This window comes from Novosphingobium sp. EMRT-2, from assembly GCF_005145025.1.
Lineage (GTDB): Bacteria > Pseudomonadota > Alphaproteobacteria > Sphingomonadales > Sphingomonadaceae > Novosphingobium.
In genome coordinates this window covers 494,126-513,595 of sequence record NZ_CP039695.1, presented here as the reverse complement: position 1 = coordinate 513,595, position 19,470 = coordinate 494,126, and the positions used below count along the sequence as shown (strand labels likewise).

The following is a 19,470-nucleotide window of genomic DNA, read 5'->3' as shown; positions in this document are numbered from 1 at the left end:
ATGAGCGACAGAACGCCGCGAACGGGGCCGAAAGTCTGGTCGATCGCGGCGCACCGGGGCTTTGCCGATGCGCTCGTCGCCGGCCTGATCCCACGCTATCGCGAGGACGGTTTCGGTCTGGCGCGCCTGTTGCTACTGTTGCCGAGCCGCCGCGCCGTGCGCACCGTGACCGAAGCCTTCGTGCGCGCCAGCGGGGAAGGCGGGCTGCTGCTGCCGCGCATGGCGGTGGTGGGTGATCTCGATCTCGACGAAACGCTGGGGCCATTGCTCGACCCGCTGGGGCCGGGCGCGGCAGTGCCGCCGGCGAGCGATCCGGTGTTTCGCTTGTTGCGCATCGCCGAAATGCTGCGCGCGGAGCCGGAGACCGGCAATCTGGGCGAGGCCGGACTGCTGCGGCAGGCGCGGTCGATCGTGCGCAGCATGGACCGGATGGCGGTGGAGGACGTCGCGCCCGAAAAGCTGCTGGATGAAGCGGTGATCGGCGCGGTGGGCGATCTTTCGCAGCACTGGACGGACAGTACGCGGCTGTTCGCGAAAGTGCTGTTCCGCTGGCGCGCCGAGCAGGAGGCGCGGGGCGAGATCGACGCGCCCGAACGGCGCAACCGCCTGCTCGATCACGCGGCGCGGGTATGGCGGGACCATCCGCCGGCGCATCCGGTGATCGCCGCCGGGGTGACCTCGGCCGCGCCCGCCATCGCGCGGCTGTTGCGCACGGTGGCCGATTTGCCGGACGGCGGCGTGATCCTGCCCGATCTCGATCTCGCGCTGGAGGAACCGGTGTGGGAAGCGCTGGGCGCGGCGGGCATGCCCGAGGAGCCGGGCGGCCCGCCGTTCGCGCGGGGCGATGTGGTGACCCACCCGCAGTACCATCTCAAGCTGTTGCTCAACCGCATGGGCGTGGCGCGTGGCGAGGTGCAGCCCTGGCACCGCGCCGGGCTGGCTGCGGCTCCGCCCGAACGTAGCAAGGCGATTTCCAACCTGTTCCTGCCGCCCGAAGCCAGCACGGTGTGGGTGAGCCTGCCGGCGGAGCGGCGGCGGCTTTCGGGCGTGCGCACGATGGAAACCGCCCACCCAGAGGAAGAGGCGCAGGCGGTCTCCGTACTGATCCAGCAGGCGCTGGCGGAGCCGGAGCGCCGCGTCGCGCTGGTGACGCCGGACCGGGCGCTGGCGGTGCGTGTGGTCGCGCATCTGGCGCGCTGGAACATCGCGGCGGACGATTCCGCCGGCCGTCCCCTGCCCCAGACGCCGGCGGGGCGGCTGTTCCTGCAGATCGCCGAAGTCATGGCCGAACGGGCCGCGCCGGTGCCGCTGCTGGCGCTGCTGGCGCATCCGCTGGTGATGGCGGGCGAAGGACGCGCGGCGTGGCTGGAGCGCGTGCGCCAGCTCGATCTGGTGCTGCGCGGGCCGCGCCCCGGGCCGGGGCTCGAAGCTGTGCGCGCGGCGGTGAAGGAGCAGGACCGGCGCTATCCCGGCCTGTTCGACTGGTGGGACGAGGCGGAGGCGCTGCTGGCCCCGTTGCTGCTGTTCGATGGCGCGCTGCCGCTGGGCGCAGCGTTGGCGCTGCTGGCCGAGACCGCCGAGGCGCTGTGCGGCGAGGGCATCTGGGCGCAGCCGGACGGGCGCAGCCTGTCGCAGTTCGTGCAGCAATGGAGCGACGCCGCCGGCGAGGTCGTGCTGGAGACCGATCCCGTCGATCTGCCCGTGCTGCTGCGCGACGCGCTGGACGAAGTGGCGGTGCGTCCGCCCTATGGCGGGCATCCGCGCCTTTCGATCTACGGCCTGCTTGAAGCGCGGATGAGCCGGGCGGATCTGGTCATCTGCGCGGGTCTGACCGAAGGGTCATGGCCCGGCGCGCCCGCGCCCGATCCGTTGCTGGCGCCGCCGGTGCTGCGGATGCTCGGCATTCCCGGCGCGGATTTCCGCATCGGCCTGGCCGCGCACGATCTGGCCGCCGCGCTGGGCGCGCCCGAGGTGGTGCTGAGCCACGCGCAGCGCGATGCCGCCGGCCCGGCGATCCCCTCGCGCTTCCTGATGCGCATCCGCGCCATGTTGGGGAGGGAACTGCGGCACGAGCACGACGCGGTGCGCTTTGCCCGCGCGCTCGACGATGCGCCGCCCGCGCCTGCCTATCCCCGGCCCGAACCGATGCCATCGGCCGAACAGCGCCGGGTGCCGATCGCTGTCACCGCGCTCGACCGGCTGCGGGGAGATCCCTACCAGTTCTACGCCTCCGCCGTCCTCGGCCTGCGCGCGCTCGATCCGATCGACGCGGACCCCACGCCCGCGTGGCGCGGCACGGCGGTCCACGCGATTCTGGAGGCATGGCATGATGCCGGCGCCCGGCCAGGCGAGTTGATCCCGCTGGCCGAACGCGCGCTGGCGGAGATGAGCGCGCATCCGTTCATGCGCGGGCTGTGGCGGCCGCGCCTGCTGGCGGGGCTGGGCTGGATAGAAGCGGAACAAGACCGCCTGCTGGGCGAGGGGCGCGAAGTCCTTGCCTGGGAGAAAAAGGGCGAAATCATGGTGGATGGCGTGCGCATCCATGGCCGCGCCGACCGGATCGACCGCCTGGCCGACGGCACGCTGGCGGTGGTCGATTACAAGACCGGCACACCGCCATCGGCGCGGATGGTAGAGGAAGGCTTCGCGCTCCAGCTCGGCCTTGTCGGCCTGATCGCGCAGGGCGGCGGGATCGAAGGAGTGAGCGGCACGCCGACGCGGTTCGAATACTGGTCGCTGGCGCGCAACCGGGAACGTGGCTTCGGTTTCATGGATGAGCCGGTGCTGGAAGGCCGCCGCAAGTCCGGCATCCCGCGCGAGGAATTCCTCGACCGCACGCGCGATTATCTGGAAGAGGCGATCGCGCGGTGGATACTCGGCAGCGATCCGTTCACGGCGCGGCTCAATCCCGATCTTCCGGGCTATTCGGACTATGACCAGTTGATGCGGCTGGACGAATGGCAGGGCCGCGGCCGCGCGGGGGATGCGGCATGAGCGGGGAGCAGCCAAGCCGCGTCTATCCGCTGAAGGACAACCAGGCGCGCGCGGTCGATCCGCGCCGTACCGTGTGGCTCAGCGCCTCGGCGGGCACGGGCAAGACGCAGGTTCTGTCAGCGCGCGTGCTGCGCCTGCTGCTGCAGCCGGGGGTTGAGCCGGAGCATCTGCTGTGCCTGACATTCACCAAGGCCGGCGCGGCGGAAATGGCGACGCGCGTCAACGAGGTGCTGGCCAGCTGGGTGCGCCTGCCCGAAACCGCGTTGGCCGAACAGCTGATCGCGATCGGCGCGGACTATGGCCCCGAAGCGCTGGCCCGCGCGCGCAGCCGGTTCGCGGCGGTGCTCGATTGCCCCGGCGGTGGCCTGCGGATCGAGACGATCCACGCTTTCTGCCAATGGCTGCTTTCGGCCTTCCCGGTGGAAGCGGGCCTGATGCCGGGCACGCGTGCGATGGAGGACCGCGACCGCGCGCTGCTGGTGCGGCAGGTGCTGGCCGACCTGCTGGTCAGTGCGGAGGAACAGGGGGACGAGGCGCTGCTCGATGCGCTCTCCGATCTCAGCCTGCGGATGGCGCAGGATCAGGTCGAGGCGTTCCTGCTGCGCTGCGCCGGCGCGCGTGATTTGTGGTTCGGACCCGGCGCGTGGCAGCCGCCCTTGCGCCCGCGCATAAACGGCGCGCTGGGTTTGGACGCGGACGAAGACGGAGCGGGCCTTGCCGCGCTCTGCGCCGACGATGCCTTCGACGTGCGCTCTGTGCGGTGGTGCATGGAGGCCAATGCGGCATGGGGCACGAAGAGCGGGATCGAGGCCGCCAATGCCCTGGGCGACTGGATCGCGCTGCCGTCCGAACGGCGGCTGGAAGCGCTGGACCTGCTGGCCGACCAGTTCCTGACCAAGGCAGGGCAGCCCCGCTCGACCACCAACATCGCCAAGAAAGCGCCGGACTATCCCGAATACGCTGCGCGCGTGATCGGCTGCCTCGAAGCGGTGCGCGAACGGCGCGCGCTGGTGGCTTTGGCGGCGATGCTCGATCCGGCGCTGACGCTGGGTTACCGGTTCGCGCTGGCGTGGGACGAGGCCAAGACGCGCGAAGGCTTCATCGATTTCGACGACCAGATCCGCAAGGCCGCCGCGCTGCTGACCGAAAACGTGAGCGCGGAGTGGATCCGCTTCAAACTCGACCGCCGGTTCGACCATATCCTCGTCGACGAGGCGCAGGACACCAATGCGGCGCAGTGGCGCATCGTGCTGGACGGGCTGGTGGCGGACTTCTTCGCCGGCGAGGGCCTGCACGGCGACGCGCTGCGCACGCTGTTCGTGGTGGGCGATTACAAGCAGGCGATCTTCCGCTTCCAGGGCACCAGCCCGGAGAACTTCGCGGCGGCGAAAGCGCGGGTGGAACGCCAGCTGCGCGATGTGGCGGACGTGCTCGACGACCGTTCACGGACGCTGCTGGGGCTGGGGCTAGGACGGTCCTACCGCACCTCGCAATCGGTGCTGTCGTTCGTCGACCGGGCGATCGCGCATATCGGGCCGGACCGTTTCGGGCTTGCCGAACCGCCCGAACCGCATGTGGGGGAGGAACGGCCGGGGTTGGTCACGCTGTGGCGTCCGGTCGGGCTGGCGGCGGGCGGCGAGGACGAGGACGCGCCCGAAGCCGGGGAGGAGGGCGCGGAAGGCTGGCTCTCGCGCCCCGACCGCGATCTGGCGGACAGGCTCGCGCGGCAGATCCGGGCGTGGCTTGAAAACGGCTTCCCGCTGGCCAAGGGCACGCCGCGCTACGCCAACGCGGGCGACATCATGGTGCTGGTGCGCAAGCGCAAGGAACTGGCCGGGCTGATCGTGGCGCGGCTCCATGCGCAGGGGGTGCCGGTGGCGGGCGTGGACCGGCTGCGGCTGGGCGCGCCGCTGGCGGTGAAGGACCTTGTCGCCGCGCTGCGCTTCGCCGCGCAGCCGTGGGACGATCTCAGCCTTGCCGGTCTGCTCGTGTCCCCGCTGGTCGGATGGACACAGGAAGAGTTGCTCGAACACGGCTATCGCGGGGTAGGCACGCGGCTTTGGGATCACCTGCGCGCCAGCGAAGGGCCGAAGACGCACGCCACGATGGAGCAGTTGCGCGCGCTGCTGGCGCGGGCGGACTACGAAACGCCGCAGGCGATGCTGCACTGGCTGCTGCTGGGGCCGTGGCAGGGACGGCGCAAGCTGGTGGCGCGGCTGGGCCGGGAAGCCAACGATCCCATCGACGAACTGCTCAACGCCGCGATGGCCTATGCCGCCGGCAACGTGCCGAGCCTGACCGGCTTCCTTCAGTGGTTCGACGCGGGCGAGGGCGAGTTGAAGCGCGAGGCGGGCAAGAACGAGGGGCTGGTGCGGGTGATGACCGTGCACGGCTCCAAGGGCTTGCAGGCGCCGATCGTGATTCTGGCCGATGCCGCCGACGATCCCGACGCCTCGCCCGTGCGCGGGCTGGAGGTGACCGAAAGCGTGCTGGGCGAAACCCGCAAGGTGCCGCTGCCGCCGCTGCGCAAGGAAGAAAAGGCCGGGCCGGTGCGCGAGGCCGAGGCGCAAGCCGCGCGCGAGGAGCGCGAGGAGCACTGGCGCCTGCTCTACGTGGCGATGACACGTGCCGAGGAAGCGCTGTTCGTCACCGGATCGCTGGGGGGGCGGCGCAGGGAGATTCCGCCCGAAAGCTGGTATGCCATGCTGGAGCCGCTGTTCGGCACCGACGAATGGATCGCGGACCCGCTGTGGGAAGGGCGCCGGCAACTGGGCGCACCGGCTCCGTCGCCTGTTGTCGGCGCGACGCCGGAAGCCGCCACGACGCTTGAGACGCTGCCCGCCGAGCTGCTCCAGCCGATCGGCCCCGAACCGCGTCCGCCGCGCCCGCTCGCGCCGTCGGCCATGGGCGAGGACGAGGCGCCCGATCCGCCGATCCGGCCGGGGCCGGGCGCGCTACTGGCGGCGCGACGGGGCACGCTGATCCACAAGCTGATCGAGCGCCTGCCCGAACTGCCGCGCGAGCGCCGCCGCGATGCCGCGCTTGGCTGGCTGGCGCGCGCGGGCGGGGAGTTCCTGCCCGAAGACCATGCGGTGATGGCGGAGGCCGCGATGGCCGTGCTCGATAACCCGGACTGGCAGGACGTGTTCGGGCCGGATTCGCTCGCGGAGGTGCCGCTGGCAGCGGTGGTCGAAGGGCGCGTGGTGACGGGCACGATCGACCGGTTGATCGTCCGCCCCGGTCTGGTCCGAATCGTCGATTTCAAGACGGCGCGCCGCCCGCCCGCGCGGATCGAGGAGATTCCGACGGCCTATCTTCGCCAGATGGCGGCCTATGTCGCGGCGCTGCAGGTGATCCACCCCGGCCGCCGCGTGGAAGCCGCGCTGCTCTATACCCATACGCCGCAGCTGTTCGCCTTGCCGGATGCGCTGCTGGCGGCGCAGAAGCTGGACCTTTCCCCCGCGCAGGAATCCTTTTCCGCGTGATCTGTTGTTTCAAGACAGGGACCGCCTAGATTGGCGGCCAAGACCAGAAGGAGTTACCGATGTCCACCAAAGCCGTCACCGACGCCAGCTTCGCCGCCGACGTTCTCGAATCCGACAAGCCCGTGCTGGTCGATTTCTGGGCCGACTGGTGCGGCCCGTGCAAGATGATCGCGCCGGCGCTGGAAGAGATCGCCGAGGAACTGGGCGACAAGCTGACCATCGCCAAGATGGACATCATGGAAAACACCGGCATTCCGGGCGAAATCGGCGTGCAGTCGATCCCGCTGCTGGTGCTGTTCAAGGATGGCAAGCCGGTGGCGCAGAAGCTGGGTGCCGCGCCCAAGAGCCAGCTCAAGGGCTGGATCGAAAGCGTTCTCTGACGCTGAATGCCCTTGCCCTGAATCGTCATTGCGAGGGGCGAAGCCCCGTGGCAATCCAGATTGGCACGCCGGACTCTGGATTGCTTCGCTTGCGCTCGCAATGACGAAGCCGGATGCGCGGTGGCTCACCCGCCCGGCAGGGTGTTCAGCCTCTCCGCCATGGCATCCCAAAGCGCGGGCGTTGCCGCCGCGATCAGGCCCGGCTCCAGATGCCGGTCCAGCAGGTAAGGCGAACCATCGGGCCGCGCGGCCTTGCCGCCGGCCTCTTTGACGAACAGCACGCCCGCCGCGTGATCCCACGCCAGCGTGCGTTCGAAGATCGACAGGTCGTTCACGCCCAGCACGATGCGCGGATACTGCTCGGCCGCGCAGCGCGGGATGTCCACCAGCGTATAGTGCGGTGCGATATGCTGGCGCATCGCCTCGCGCTTGTCCTTGTCCACGAACACCAGCGAGATCGCGGCGACCGGCGGTTCCTGCCCGGTCGCCTGCGCCATCACGCGCTCGCCATCCACCCACGCGCCCTTGCCGCGATGGGCGATGCACAGGCGATCGATCAGCGGATCGTAGATCCAGCCCGCCACGGTCTCGCCCTTTTCCGCCAACGCGATCAGGATCGCGAACGGAGGCTTGCCGGCGGCGAAATTGTTGGTGCCGTCGAGCGGGTCGATCACCCAGCACAGGCTGTCGCCCAGCCGGTCCATCAGCGCCGGATCGGCATGGCTGCCCTCTTCGCCCACGATCGCGGCTTCTGGCAGGATCTTCGCCAGCCCTTCGATCAGCAGGGCCTCGCTTTCGGTATCGGCGATGGTCACGACATCGTCCGCCGCCTTGGCGACGATCTCATGATCGGCAAGCTGGCGATAGTGCCGCAGCAGCGTGCGCTGCGCCGTATCGCGCATCAGCGCGGCGACGGCGGTATCGAGGGCGGGTTCCGTCATGAAAGTCCTTCGGCGCGCGAACGCGGGTAACGGGGAAGATCGTCGGCCGGCTCCGCCCAGGGGATGCGGCTGGCGTAGAACATATGGAAGCCCGGCGTGACGCGTTCGGGATGATCGAGCGTGGCGAGGCTGAAATCGGCGGTCGCGGCGGCGGATTTGTGGCGCATCAGCAGCGGCGTTCCGCAGGCGCGGCAGAACCAGCGTTCGCCGCTTTCGCTGGACGATGCCCGCCCGATGGACGCGAGGCCCTGTTCGATCACGAAGGCATCGGCCGGAACCGAGGCGAAGGCCATGGCGGGGCTGCCGGAATTGAGCTGGCAGGTGCGGCAATGGCACCAGCCCGCGTCGGTCGGCGGGCTTGCCAACCGGTAGCGGACCGTGCCGCACAGGCAGCCGCCGGTCCAGTCCCCGCTTCCGTCGCCGCTCATGTCAGCGGGATCATGACCTGGCTGGCATAGCCGGGCCGTTCGCGCAGCCGGGCGTACCATTCCGCCACATGTGGCACATCCGGGCGCGGCACAGCGATGCTGAAGAAGGTGTAGGCATAGACGCCCATCGGAATGTCGGCGATGCCGAAGCGGTCGCCCGACAGCCACGGGCGGGTGGCGAGTTCGGCGTCGAGAATGCGCATCATCGCCCCCGAGGCTTCCGCCGATCGGGCGACCGCCGGATCGCTGGCGTCTTTGCCCTGGCGCACACAGCCGAGAAACGCATCGCGCTGCGCGTCGGCGAAATGGAACTGCCAGTCCATCCACTTGTCGCCCATTGCGCGCGTGGCTGGATCGTCGCTTCGGAACGACGGGGCATGGCGGTCGGCCAGATAGCGCAGGATCGCGTTCGATTCCCACAGCACCAGATCACCGTCCTCGATCGTCGGGATCATCCGGTTGGGGTTCTTGGCGAGGTAGTCCGGCGTGAAGCCGAACGGACCGCCCATGTCGATCCGGCGGTGCGGCAGGTCCATCTCGATCGCGGCCCAGGCCACTTTCTTGACGTTGTGCGAATTGAGCCGTCCCCAGATCGTGAGCATCGCGGGTCAGCTCCGGTAATCGGCGTTGATCGAGATGTAGCCGTGCGTGAGATCGCAGGTCCACACCGTTGCGCTGCCATCACCCAGGCCGAGATCGACCTCGATGCCTATCTCGCGGCCCCTGAGATGCGCGGCGACCGGGCCTTCGTCGTAATCGGCAAGCGGCTGCCCTTCCTTCGCCGCCCAGATGCCGCCGAAGCCTATCGACAGCTTGTCCCGGTCGGCCGGTTCGCCGGCCTTGCCCACGGCCATGACCACGCGGCCCCAGTTGGCATCCTCGCCGGCGATGGCGGTCTTGACCAGCGGCGAATTGGCGATGGCAAGACCCACCCGACGCGCGCTTTCGTCGCTGACCGCGCCAGTGACACGCACGGTGATGAACTTCTGCGCGCCTTCGCCGTCCCTGACGACGAGATGCGCCAGCTGGCGGCACACGTCCTCCAGCGCGGCGGCGAAGGCGTCCGCACCGGGGCTGTCGAACGAGGCCAGCGGCGCGTTGCCGGCCTGGCCAGTGGCGAACGCCAGCACGGTATCGCTGGTGGAGGTGTCGCTATCCACGGTGATGCAGGAGAACGTCCGGAGGTTCGCCGCCGAGAGCAGCTGCTGGAGGAAGGCCGATTCCACCGCCGCGTCGGTGAAGACATAGCCCAGCATCGTCGCCATGTCGGGCGCGATCATGCCTGAACCCTTGATGATGGCGCTCAGCGTGACCGTGGTGTCACCGATCATCGCGGTGGCGGTGGCGCCCTTGGCGAACGTGTCGGTCGTGCCGATGGTGCGCGCGGCGTCCTCCCACGAACATTCCGGTGCGGTAAGCGCGGCTTCCACGCCAGCGCGCGCCTTGTCCTTGGGCAGCGGCACGCCGATCACCCCGGTCGAGGAGACGAAGACCTGTTCCTTCGCGCAACCGAGATGGTCGGCCACTTGCGCCATGATCTGCTCCACCGCCTCGCGCCCGCGATAGCCGGTGAAGGCGTTGGAATTGCCGGCGTTGACCACCAGCGCGCGGCCAAGGCCTTGCTTCACGTTGATGCGGCCGAGTTCGACTTCCGAGGAGCAACACACATTGCGGGTGAACACGCCCGCCACTGCCGTGCCTTCCGCCAGCTCGACATAGGTCAGATCGCATCGGCCCCAGTTCTTGTAGCCGGCACGGGCGACGCGCGGCGTCACCCCGGCGATGGCCGGAAGAGCGGGGAAGGGCTTGGCGAGCGGAGAGACGGCGTCTGACATGGGGCAAGCGGTTAGCTCCCCGCCACGCGCATCGCAAGAAGCCTGGGCGTGTTTTCGATGCTCCATTCGCGCGGCCTCTTTGATGCTTTACCCGAACGGAAATTCCGGGCACGGAAGCGCCCATGCGTATCAAGACCCTGCTGCTGACCGCCCTGACCTCCCTTACCTGCGCGGGCCTGGCCTGCGCGAGCGCCGCACAGGCAGCCTCGCCCAAAGGGCCGACGCCGAGCAACAGCCCCGGCACGTGGATCGGGGCGGATGACTATCCGAAGGACGCGCTGGCCGCCGGCGCGGAAGGCGCGGTCGCGTTCGACGTAGCGGTGGGTGCGGACGGCGTGCCAACGGGCTGCACGGTCACGACGGGCAGCGGTTCCCCGGCGCTGGACGAAGCCACCTGCCGGCTGGTTTCCACGCGGGCGCGGTTCAACCCGGCGACCGATGCCGGCGGCAAGGCGGAAGCCGGCCATTACCGCAACAAGATTCGCTGGGTGCTCCCCGAGCAGACCCAGCCCGTGCTGATCGTGCCGCGCGCCGGCCCGTGGATGTGGTCGCGCGATTGCCGGGTGCAGGCGGATGGCGATCCGGCGGCGGCGCTGCGGGTCATCGCCAACGCCACTTGCAACTGAGATTCACGCTGGAGGCATTTCCCGCCGGTTCGGCATGGACGGATCGCGCGCGAGATACTATCTGAAACCCTGCATGCGCCTGCTGCTCGCCCTTCTTGCCCTGTTGACGGGGCTTTCCTTCCCCGATGTCGCGCTGGCGACGTCGCGGATGGAAGTGGCAGATTCGGGCGTTTCGGTAGCGGTTGCGGCACCTGCCGCGCCACGTGCGCAAAGCTGCGCCGGGCAGGGCGGGGAAGCCCCGCGCAAACGTTCGACGGTGCAGCGCAAGATGCTGCGCCTGCCCACGGTGGCGCTGGCGCGGACCTGCGGCATCCTGCTTTCGGATCGCGGGCGCGAATAAGCCGCGCGTTTTCGGACCCGCTTTCCCCGACCAGACGCCGCGCCAGCACGCCACAGCGATGCGCGCGGCCCGTACATCTCTCCAAATTCAGGATATTTCCATGCTCGGCTCGCTCGCCAAGGCCATTTTCGGCTCGTCCAACGACCGTTACGTGAAGTCGCTCGACAAGATCGTGCGCAAGATCGCCGCGTTCGAACCGCAGGTTCAGGCGATGAGCGACGCGGAGCTCAAGGCGCAGACCGCCAAGTTCCGCGAACAGCTCGATCAGGGGCAATCGCTCGACGACATCCTGCCCGAAGCCTTCGCCACCGTGCGCGAGGCGTCGGTCCGCACGCTGGGCCTGCGCCATTTCGACGTGCAGATGATCGGCGGCATCGTGCTGCACCGAGGCGAGATCGCGGAAATGCGCACCGGCGAGGGCAAGACGCTGGTGGCGACGCTGGCGGTGTACCTCAACGCGCTGGAAGGCAAGGGCGTTCACGTCGTGACCGTCAACGACTATCTCGCCAGGCGCGACGCCGAGACGATGGGCGTGCTCTACACGTTCCTGGGCCTGACCGTGGGCGTGATCGTGCCGAACCTCAACGAGGAGGAACGCCGCGCGGCCTATAACGCCGACATCACCTATGCCACCAACAACGAGCTGGGCTTCGACTACCTGCGCGACAACATGAAGCACGAGCGGTCGCAGATGGTGCACCGCCCGTTCAACTACGCGATCGTCGACGAAGTGGACTCGATCCTGATCGACGAGGCGCGCACCCCGCTGATCATCTCCGGGCCGACCGACGACAAGAGCGACCTCTATATCTCGGTCGATGCCGTGGTGAAGCAGGTGGCGCCCGAGCTTTACGAAGCCGACGAGAAGACCAAGAATATCACGCTGACGGAAGAAGGCGTGGAATGGATCGAGCGCAAGCTGGAGGAAGCCGGGCTGCTGGTCGGCTCGAACCTCTATGACGTCGAGAACACGATGGTCGTCCACCATCTCGATCAGGCGCTGAAGGCCAACGTCATGTTCAAGCGGGACATCGACTACATCGTGAAGGACGACAAGGTCGTCATCATCGACGAGTTCACCGGCCGCATGATGGACGGCCGCCGCTGGTCGAACGGGCTGCACCAGGCGGTGGAGGCCAAGGAAGGCGTGCGGATCGAGCCGGAAAACCAGACGATGGCCTCGATCACCTTCCAGAACTATTTCCGCATGTACCCCAAGATTTCGGGCATGACCGGCACCGCTGCCACCGAAGCCCCGGAATTCTTCGACATCTACAAGATGAACGTCGTCTCGATCCCCACCAATGTGCCGGTCATGCGCATCGACGAGGAAGACGAGTTCTACAAGAACACGTTGGACAAGTTCGGTGCCATCGCGAAGCTGATCCGCGAGCGCTACGAGATCGGGCAGCCGGTGCTTGTCGGCACCGTCTCGATCGAGAAATCGGAACTGCTTTCGGACTTCCTGACCAAGGAAGGCGTGAAGCACAGCGTGCTCAATGCCCGCTTCCACGAGATGGAAGCGCATATCGTGGCGCAGGCCGGTCGTCTTGGCGCGGTGACGATCGCCACCAACATGGCCGGTCGTGGCACCGACATCCAGCTGGGCGGCAACATCGAGTTCCGCATCGCGGATGAACTGCGCGACGTGGCCGATGGCCCCGAACGCGACGCCGCGATCGAACGCATCCGCGCCGAGGTGACCGCCGAAAAGCAGAAGGTGCTGGAAGCCGGCGGCCTGTGCGTGATCGGCACCGAACGGCACGAAAGCCGCCGCATCGACAATCAGCTGCGTGGCCGTTCGGGCCGTCAGGGCGACCCGGGCCTCAGCAAGTTCTACCTGTGCCTGGAAGACGACCTGCTGCGCATCTTCGGGCCGGACACGCTGTTCGCCCGCATGATGAATTCCAACCTGGCCGACGGCGAGGCGATTGGTTCGCGCTGGCTGTCCAAGGCGATCGAGACCGCGCAGAAGAAGGTCGAGGCGCGCAACTATGACATCCGCAAGCAGGTCGTCGAATACGACGACGTGATGAACGACCAGCGCAAGGTGATCTACGAACAGCGCGCCGACATCATGGACGCCGACGCGATCGGCGAAGTGGTGGTGGACATGCGTCACGACACGATCAACGCGCTGGTGGCTGACGCCTGCCCACCGGGCTCCTATCCGGAACAGTGGGACGTGGACGGCCTGCGCCAGCGCGTGGCCGATACCCTGGGCCTGGAAGCGCCGCTGGAACAGTGGATGGAGGAAGAGGCGGTCGAGCCCGAGATCATCGAGGAGCGCCTGACCGAATTGGCCGACGCGCACATGGCGGGCAAGATCGACGCGCTCGACGAGGCTTCGTGGCGCGGCCTGGAAAAGTCGATCCTGCTCGAACGGCTCGATCACCACTGGAAGGAACACCTCGCCACGCTGGACGCGCTGCGGCAGGTAGTGTTCCTGCGCGCCTATGCGCAGAAGACGCCGATCAACGAATACAAGCAGGAAGCCTTCGGGCTGTTCGAGAAGATGCTGGACGCGATCCGCGAGGACGTGACGCGCATCCTGATGACCAGCGAGATCCGGATGCGGCCGGCGGACGATTTCCAGCTTCCCGAACTGCCCGATTTCCTGACCAGCCACATCGATCCGTTCACCGGCGAGAATGACGCGGTGCAGGTGCCCGGCGCCGCTGCGATGCTGGGCGCGCTGGGCGGGGCGGAAGCGGGCCTCGCCACGCTGCCCCCGGTTGGCACGGAAGATCCCTTCGCCGGACAGGGCGTCAGCCGCAACGCGCCGTGCCCCTGCGGTTCGGGGCAGAAGTACAAGCACTGCCACGGCGCGGCGGTCTGATCGCCGGTTTGCCGCCGGCCGGCCCCATCGTCCGGCGGTAAGCGGGTGCAATTTCGATTGCCTGCCGGCAAAGAATTGGCATGGTGAATGCCAAGGCTGTCCCGGGAGAGCAGGCATGGCAATGGAAATCAGGCAGACGGGCGTTTTCGGCGCGGAAATCACCGGCGTCGATCTGGCGCGGCTGAGCGATGAAGAGTTCGGCGCGATCCGCCAGGCGTTCGTCGATCACGGCGTGGTTTTCTTCCGCGATCAGGATCTGACCGAAGACCAGCACATCGCCTTCGCCCGGCGCTGGGGCCAAATCAACATCAACCGCTTCTTCGCCGCGCATCCGGCCTATCCGGAAATCGCGCTGGTGGTGAAGGAAGCCGCGCAGAAGGACAACATCGGCGGTGGCTGGCACACCGACCACAGCTACGACGAGGTGCCCGCGCTCGGCTCGATCCTGCTGGCGCGCGAAGTGCCGCCATCAGGCGGAAACACGCTGTTCGCCTCGATGTACGCGGCCTATGACGCGCTGCCGGACTACCTGAAGCGCGAGATCGAGGGCGTGCGCGCGGTCCACTCCGCGAAGCACATCTTTGGCACGAACGTGCGCGAGGAGCTGCGCAATGCCGACACCCGCGAGGGCCGCTTCGGCAACGCCGCCGTGGCGGACGTGCTGGCCGACGTGACGCATCCGATCGCGCTGGTGCACCCCTTGAGCGGGCGCAAGGCGATCTACGTCAACCCGGCCTTCACCATCGGCGTCGTCGGGCGTGACGAGGAAGCGGGCCGGCAATTGCTGGCCGAACTCTACAAGCACTGCGTGGAAGGCGATTTCGCGACCGAATTCGTCTGGGCCGAGGGATCGATGGCCTTCTGGGACAACCGCGCCACCTGGCACTATGCCCTGAACGATTACCACGGCCACCGGCGCGAGATGCACCGGATCACGCTGGAAGGCGAACCGTTGTCTTGATCGGGATGGTTGCGGACGTTGAGGCTGCGCAATCCTGCTCGTCTTGAGGCAGCCTACGCGGCGTTGTCGATGCCCAGTTCCGACAGTTTGCGATAGAGCGTGGAACGGCCGATGCCGAGCCGGCGGGCCACCTCGCTCATGCGGCCGCGATAGTGGCCGATGGCAAGGCGGATCACGTCGGCTTCGATCTCTTCCAGCGGCCGCAGGTTGCCGTCGGCGGCATAGAGCATGACGCCCGCACCCTCGCTGTGCTGCGGGTTGTGGCGCGGCGCTTCGCCGACCATCAGCGAGAGGTTGGGGAAATCCTGCGCGGTCAGCGCCTCGTTGTCGCAGAACACGGCGGCGCGGAACAGCGTGGCCTGCAACTGGCGGACATTGCCCGGCCAGTCATAGGCCGACAGCAGCGCCAGCGCGCCATCGGTGATGCCAAGGTGTCGCAGGCCCGGCTGCTCGCCGATCCGGGCAAGGAAATGACGGGTCAGCGCCGGAATGTCGCCGCTGCGTTCGCGCAACGGCGGCAGGCTGACCAGCACCGTGCTGAGCACGTCGACCAGATCGGGACGGAACAGCCCGACATGCTGCAACTCGCGCAGCGAACTGTTGCTGCACGCGATCAGTCGCACGTCCACGCGGAAGCGGTGGCGCGCGCCGATCGGCTGCACATCGCCGCGTTCGAGGAATTGCAGCAGACGTTCCTGCACATGCGGATTGAGGCGGTCGATCTCGTCGATCACCAGCGTTCCGCCGTCGGCATGCTGGAGCGCGCCGGCCTGCCGTTCGAACGCGCCGGGAAACGCGCCCTTTTCATGCCCGAACAGCACGGATTCGATCTGGTTGCCGGGAATACCGCCGGCGTTGACGATCCGCAGCGGCGTCTTGGCGCGGGGAGAGGCGGCGTGCATGGCGCGCACCAGCATTTCCTTGCCGCTACCGGATTCGCCCTCGATCAGCACGGTGCCCTGCGTGCGCGCGGCCTTGGCCGCCACGGCGAGCGCGGCGCGGAACGAGGGTGCGGCGCCGATCATCGAATCGAAATCGAGCGCGGCGCCGATCTTTTCGGTCAGCGGTTGCAGTTCCACCGCCGGCGCCTCGCGCGTGGTCGCGCTGCGCAGCGCCTGGAGCAAGCGATCCGGCGCGACCGGCTTGATGAGATAATCCGTGGCACCCGCCCGCATGGCTTCCACCGCGAGCAGGGGTGAAGAACTGGTGGTGAGCATCAGGATGGGCAGTGCGGGTCGGCGGGCCTTGAGTTCGGCGATCAGCGCGCAGGCATCGTCGCCCGGCACCCACTGGTCGAGGATGATCGCGCCCAGCTGCATCCCTTGCCGCGTGCCCAGGGTGGCGATCGCGGTTTCGGAATCGCGCGCGATGATCGTGCGCCATCCTTCCCGCGCGGCAAGAGCGGTGATCAGCCGGCACTGTGCCGGCTCGTCATCGATCAACATCAAAAGGCGGTCTTCGGGCTCTGCCATGGTCTTCCCGGTCAATGATCCGCGCTTCTGTTACGCCTATCGGGTAAAGACCCTGTTAAGCGTGGCGACCATCACGCAGCGGCCCGGAACGCGATGAACGAGGTTCGTTCTTGAGCGAACGGGACGGTGCCGTTAGAGAGGCCGCGAAGGCGCTTCGACGCGCCGGGGGAAAGAGGTAGATCATGACTTCCGCGAACGACATGAAGGCCGCCGAGGCCACCTATGCCGGCTTCATCAACCTCATCAAGATTTCGGTGCCGGTGATCGTGCTGATCGTCGCGTTCGTTATCGTGGTGATCCAGTAAGCGGCGCGTGGGCGAAACCATAAAGATCGCCGTCCTTCGGGAACGCGCGACGGGAGAGAGCCGGGTTTCGGCGACGCCGGAAACGGTCAAGAAGTTCATCGGCCTTGGCGCCGCGGTCAGTGTCGAAAGCGGCGCGGGTGTGACCGCGTCGATCGCCGACGCTGACTATCGCGCGGCCGGGGCGGAAGTGCTTGCCGAAGGCGCGGCCAAGGGCGCGGACATCGTACTGGGCGTGCAGGGGCCGGAGGCTGATCTGCTGGCCGGGGTGAAGCCGGGGGCGTGGATCGTCGCCGGGCTTGATCCGTTCGGCCGGCGCGACCGGGTGGATGCCTATGCCGCCGCCGGCCTGGAAGCGCTGGCGATGGAATTCATGCCGCGCATTACGCGCGCGCAGTCGATGGACATCCTGTCCTCGCAATCGAACCTTGCCGGTTACAAGGCGGTTATCGTGGCGGCGGACCTTTATGGCCGCGCCTTCCCGATGATGATGACGGCGGCCGGCACGGTCAGCGCGGCTAAGGCGTTCATCATGGGTGTGGGCGTGGCCGGGCTTCAGGCCATCGCTACCGCGCGCCGCTTGGGCGCGCAGGTTTCGGCGACCGACGTGCGCTCGGCCACGAAGGAACAGATCCAGTCGCTGGGCGCGAAGCCGATCTTCGTCGAAAGCGTGGCGGGGATCGAGGGCGAAGGCAGCGGCGGCTATGCCACCGAAATGAGCGAGGAATACCAGAAGGCGCAGGCCGAACTGGTTTCGGCGCATATCGCCAAGCAGGACATCGTCATCACCACGGCGCTGATCCCTGGCCGCGCCGCGCCGCGCCTGATCAGCGACGCGCAGATCGCCACGATGCGCCCCGGCAGCGTGATCTTCGATCTGGCCGTAGCGCAGGGCGGCAACGTGGAAGGATCGGTGCCCGATCAGGTGGTGGAGAAGCACGGCGTGAAGATCGTCGGTTATTCCAACACCCCCGCGCACCTGCCGGCCGATGCCTCGGCGCTGTTCAGCCGCAACCTCTACAACTTCCTCTCCGCCTTCTGGGACAAGGAGCAAGGCCGGCCGGTGCTGGACGAGGAAATCGGCAACGCCATTCGCCTGACGCAGGGCGGCAAGGTCGTCAACGAACGACTGCTCGGCTGAGGGGGCCGCACTCATGGATTTCATCTCGATCCTGTCGATTTTCGTGATGGCCTGCTTTGTGGGCTATTACGTGGTGTGGTCGGTCACCCCGGCGCTGCATACGCCGTTGATGGCGGTGACCAATGCGATCTCGTCGGTCATCATCGTCGGTGCGCTGGTGGCGAGCGCGGCGGCCGGATCGCCGGTTTCCAAGTGGCTCGGCCTTGGCGCGGTGGTGCTGGCCTCGGTCAACATCTTCGGCGGCTTCGCCGTCACGGCGCGCATGCTGGCGATGTACAAGAAGAAGGAGAAGAAGTGATGGAACACGTCGCTTCTACTCCCGCCTGGGCGATGCTCGCCTATCTTGTTTCCGGCGTGCTGTTCATCCTGGCGCTACGCGGGCTGTCCAGCCCCGGCACCAGCCGCGCGGGCAACCGCTATGGCATGATCGGCATGACCATTGCCGTGGCCACCACGCTGGTCACGCATTCGATCGCCAGCCTGCCCGAGATCGTCGTGGCTATCGCCATCGGCGGTGCGATCGGCTTCGTCATCGCGCGCAAGATCGCGATGACCGACATGCCGCAGCTGGTCGCCGCGTTTCACTCGCTGGTCGGCCTCGCGGCGGTGCTGGTGGGGCTGGCGGCCTATCTCAATCCGGTGGCGTTCGGCATCACCGGGCCGGACGGGATGATCGAGCCGCAGAGCCGCGTCGAGATGGGTCTGGGTATCGCCATCGGCGCGATCACGTTCTCGGGCTCGGTCATCGCGTTCCTCAAGCTGGCCGGCAAGATGAGCGGATCGCCGATCCTGCTGCCCGGCCGCCATTTGCTCAACCTCGGCACGCTGGTCGCGATCCTGGGGCTGGTGGGATACTTCACGCAGGACCAGGCGCCCTGGGTGATCGCCACGATCACGGTGCTCTCGTTCCTGATCGGCTTCCTGCTGATCATCCCGATCGGCGGCGCGGACATGCCGGTGGTCGTCTCGATGCTCAACTCGTACTCGGGCTGGGCGGCGGCGGCGATGGGCTTCACGCTGCACAACACCGCGATGATCATCACCGGCGCGCTGGTCGGCTCTTCCGGCGCGATCCTGTCCTACATCATGTGCAAGGCGATGAACCGCGGGTTCCTGTCGGTGATCGCCGGCGGCTTCGGCGCGGATGCCGGAGGCGGGGGCGCGGGTGGCGCGGCCAAGGAGCAGCGCCCGTGGAAGCGCGGATCGGCCGAGGATGCGGCCTACATCATGAAGGAAGCCGAAAGCGTCATCATCATCCCTGGCTATGGCATGGCGGTGGCGCAGGCCCAGCATGTGCTGCGCGAGATGGGCGACCAGCTGAAGGCGGCTGGCGTCAACGTCAAGTACGCCATCCACCCGGTCGCGGGGCGGATGCCCGGGCACATGAACGTGCTGCTGGCCGAAGCCAACGTGCCCTACGACGAGGTGTTCGAGCTGGAGGACATCCAGGGCGAGTTCGCGCAGGCCGACGTCGCCTTCATCATCGGCGCCAACGACGTGGTGAACCCGGCCGCCAAGACGGACAAGTCCTCGCCCATCTACGGCATGCCCGTGTTCGACGTGGAGAAGGCCAAGACGATCTTCTTTATCAAGCGCTCGATGGGTGGCGTGGGCTATGCCGGCGTGGACAACGACGTGTTCTACATGGACCAGACCATGATGCTGCTCGCCGACGCCAAGAAGATGGTGGAGGACATCGTCAAGGCGCTGGCGCATTGACGGAGGC

Annotated in this window: 16 protein-coding genes; 11 read left to right on the top strand and 5 right to left on the bottom strand. The window is 67.7% G+C overall.

Features of this window, described 5'->3' with window-relative positions:
* From addB to trxA, 3 genes are read left to right on the top strand one after another with little or no spacing between them, the layout of a single operon-like run.
* The gene (addB, locus tag FA702_RS02650) at positions 1–2,994 is read left to right on the top strand and encodes a double-strand break repair protein AddB (protein WP_136954903.1); all 2,994 of its coding nucleotides are present in this window, start codon (positions 1–3) and stop codon (positions 2,992–2,994) included.
* Positions 2,991–6,479: a double-strand break repair helicase AddA gene (addA, locus tag FA702_RS02645; RefSeq protein ID WP_136954902.1), complete on the top strand. Its 3,489-nt coding sequence runs from the start codon at positions 2,991–2,993 to the stop codon at positions 6,477–6,479. Before addB ends, addA begins: the two co-directional genes overlap by 4 nt.
* 59 nt (positions 6,480–6,538) lie before the next feature.
* The gene (gene trxA, locus FA702_RS02640; RefSeq protein WP_124807449.1) at positions 6,539–6,859 is read left to right on the top strand and encodes a thioredoxin; all 321 of its coding nucleotides are present in this window, start codon (positions 6,539–6,541) and stop codon (positions 6,857–6,859) included.
* Positions 6,860–6,984: 125 nt separating this feature from the next.
* Here trxA and FA702_RS02635 read toward each other — a convergent pair whose 3' ends face one another.
* From FA702_RS02635 to argJ, 4 genes are read right to left on the bottom strand one after another with little or no spacing between them, the layout of a single operon-like run.
* Complete coding sequence (locus FA702_RS02635) at positions 6,985–7,800, bottom strand: inositol monophosphatase family protein (protein WP_136954901.1); 816 nt, start codon at positions 7,798–7,800, stop codon at positions 6,985–6,987.
* On the bottom strand, positions 7,797–8,228 hold the full coding sequence (locus FA702_RS02630) for a GFA family protein (protein ID WP_136954900.1): 432 nt from the start codon (positions 8,226–8,228) through the stop codon (positions 7,797–7,799). Before FA702_RS02630 ends, FA702_RS02635 begins: the two co-directional genes overlap by 4 nt.
* Positions 8,225–8,830 carry a glutathione S-transferase family protein gene (locus FA702_RS02625; RefSeq protein WP_136954899.1) on the bottom strand — a complete coding sequence of 202 codons (606 nt, stop codon included), beginning with the start codon at positions 8,828–8,830 and terminating at the stop codon, positions 8,225–8,227. Before FA702_RS02625 ends, FA702_RS02630 begins: the two co-directional genes overlap by 4 nt.
* A gap of 6 nt (positions 8,831–8,836) precedes the next feature.
* Positions 8,837–10,063, bottom strand: a complete 1,227-nt coding sequence (gene argJ, locus FA702_RS02620; RefSeq protein WP_136954898.1) for a bifunctional glutamate N-acetyltransferase/amino-acid acetyltransferase ArgJ — start codon at positions 10,061–10,063, stop codon at positions 8,837–8,839.
* A 122-nt stretch (positions 10,064–10,185) separates the two neighbouring features.
* Here argJ and FA702_RS02615 point away from each other — a divergent pair, with 122 nt between their 5' ends.
* The 4 genes from FA702_RS02615 (at position 10,186) to FA702_RS02600 (ending at position 14,829) form a co-directional block, all read left to right on the top strand.
* Complete coding sequence (locus FA702_RS02615) at positions 10,186–10,689, top strand: energy transducer TonB (RefSeq protein ID WP_136954897.1); 504 nt, start codon at positions 10,186–10,188, stop codon at positions 10,687–10,689.
* 73 nt (positions 10,690–10,762) lie between these two features.
* Positions 10,763–11,029, top strand: a complete 267-nt coding sequence (locus FA702_RS02610) for a hypothetical protein (protein WP_136954896.1) — start codon at positions 10,763–10,765, stop codon at positions 11,027–11,029.
* A gap of 100 nt (positions 11,030–11,129) precedes the next feature.
* A complete protein-coding gene (gene secA, locus FA702_RS02605) occupies positions 11,130–13,868 on the top strand; it encodes a preprotein translocase subunit SecA (RefSeq protein ID WP_136954895.1) in 2,739 nt (912 codons plus the stop codon).
* Positions 13,869–13,983: 115 nt separating this feature from the next.
* The gene (locus tag FA702_RS02600; RefSeq protein ID WP_136954894.1) at positions 13,984–14,829 is read left to right on the top strand and encodes a TauD/TfdA family dioxygenase; all 846 of its coding nucleotides are present in this window, start codon (positions 13,984–13,986) and stop codon (positions 14,827–14,829) included.
* Positions 14,830–14,882: 53 nt separating this feature from the next.
* Here the strand turns inward: FA702_RS02600 and FA702_RS02595 are convergent, their stop codons facing one another.
* Positions 14,883–16,301 carry a sigma-54 dependent transcriptional regulator gene (locus tag FA702_RS02595; protein WP_136954893.1) on the bottom strand — a complete coding sequence of 473 codons (1,419 nt, stop codon included), beginning with the start codon at positions 16,299–16,301 and terminating at the stop codon, positions 14,883–14,885.
* Positions 16,302–16,483: 182 nt separating this feature from the next.
* Here FA702_RS02595 and FA702_RS02590 point away from each other — a divergent pair, with 182 nt between their 5' ends.
* From FA702_RS02590 to FA702_RS02575, 4 genes are read left to right on the top strand one after another with little or no spacing between them, the layout of a single operon-like run.
* Positions 16,484–16,606 (top strand): aa3-type cytochrome c oxidase subunit IV, encoded by a 123-nt coding sequence (locus FA702_RS02590; RefSeq protein ID WP_124807439.1) that lies wholly within the window; start codon positions 16,484–16,486, stop codon positions 16,604–16,606.
* A gap of 19 nt (positions 16,607–16,625) precedes the next feature.
* Positions 16,626–17,744, top strand: coding sequence for an NAD(P) transhydrogenase subunit alpha (locus FA702_RS02585; RefSeq protein ID WP_136957234.1), 1,119 nt, complete (start codon positions 16,626–16,628; stop codon positions 17,742–17,744).
* A 13-nt stretch (positions 17,745–17,757) separates the two neighbouring features.
* Positions 17,758–18,042, top strand: coding sequence for an NAD(P) transhydrogenase subunit alpha (locus FA702_RS02580; RefSeq protein WP_124807438.1), 285 nt, complete (start codon positions 17,758–17,760; stop codon positions 18,040–18,042).
* Entirely contained in the window at positions 18,042–19,463 is a 1,422-nt protein-coding gene (locus FA702_RS02575) for an NAD(P)(+) transhydrogenase (Re/Si-specific) subunit beta (protein WP_136954892.1), read from the top strand. The genes FA702_RS02580 and FA702_RS02575 overlap by 1 nt, the downstream gene beginning before the upstream one ends.
* Positions 19,464–19,470 lie beyond the last annotated feature (7 nt).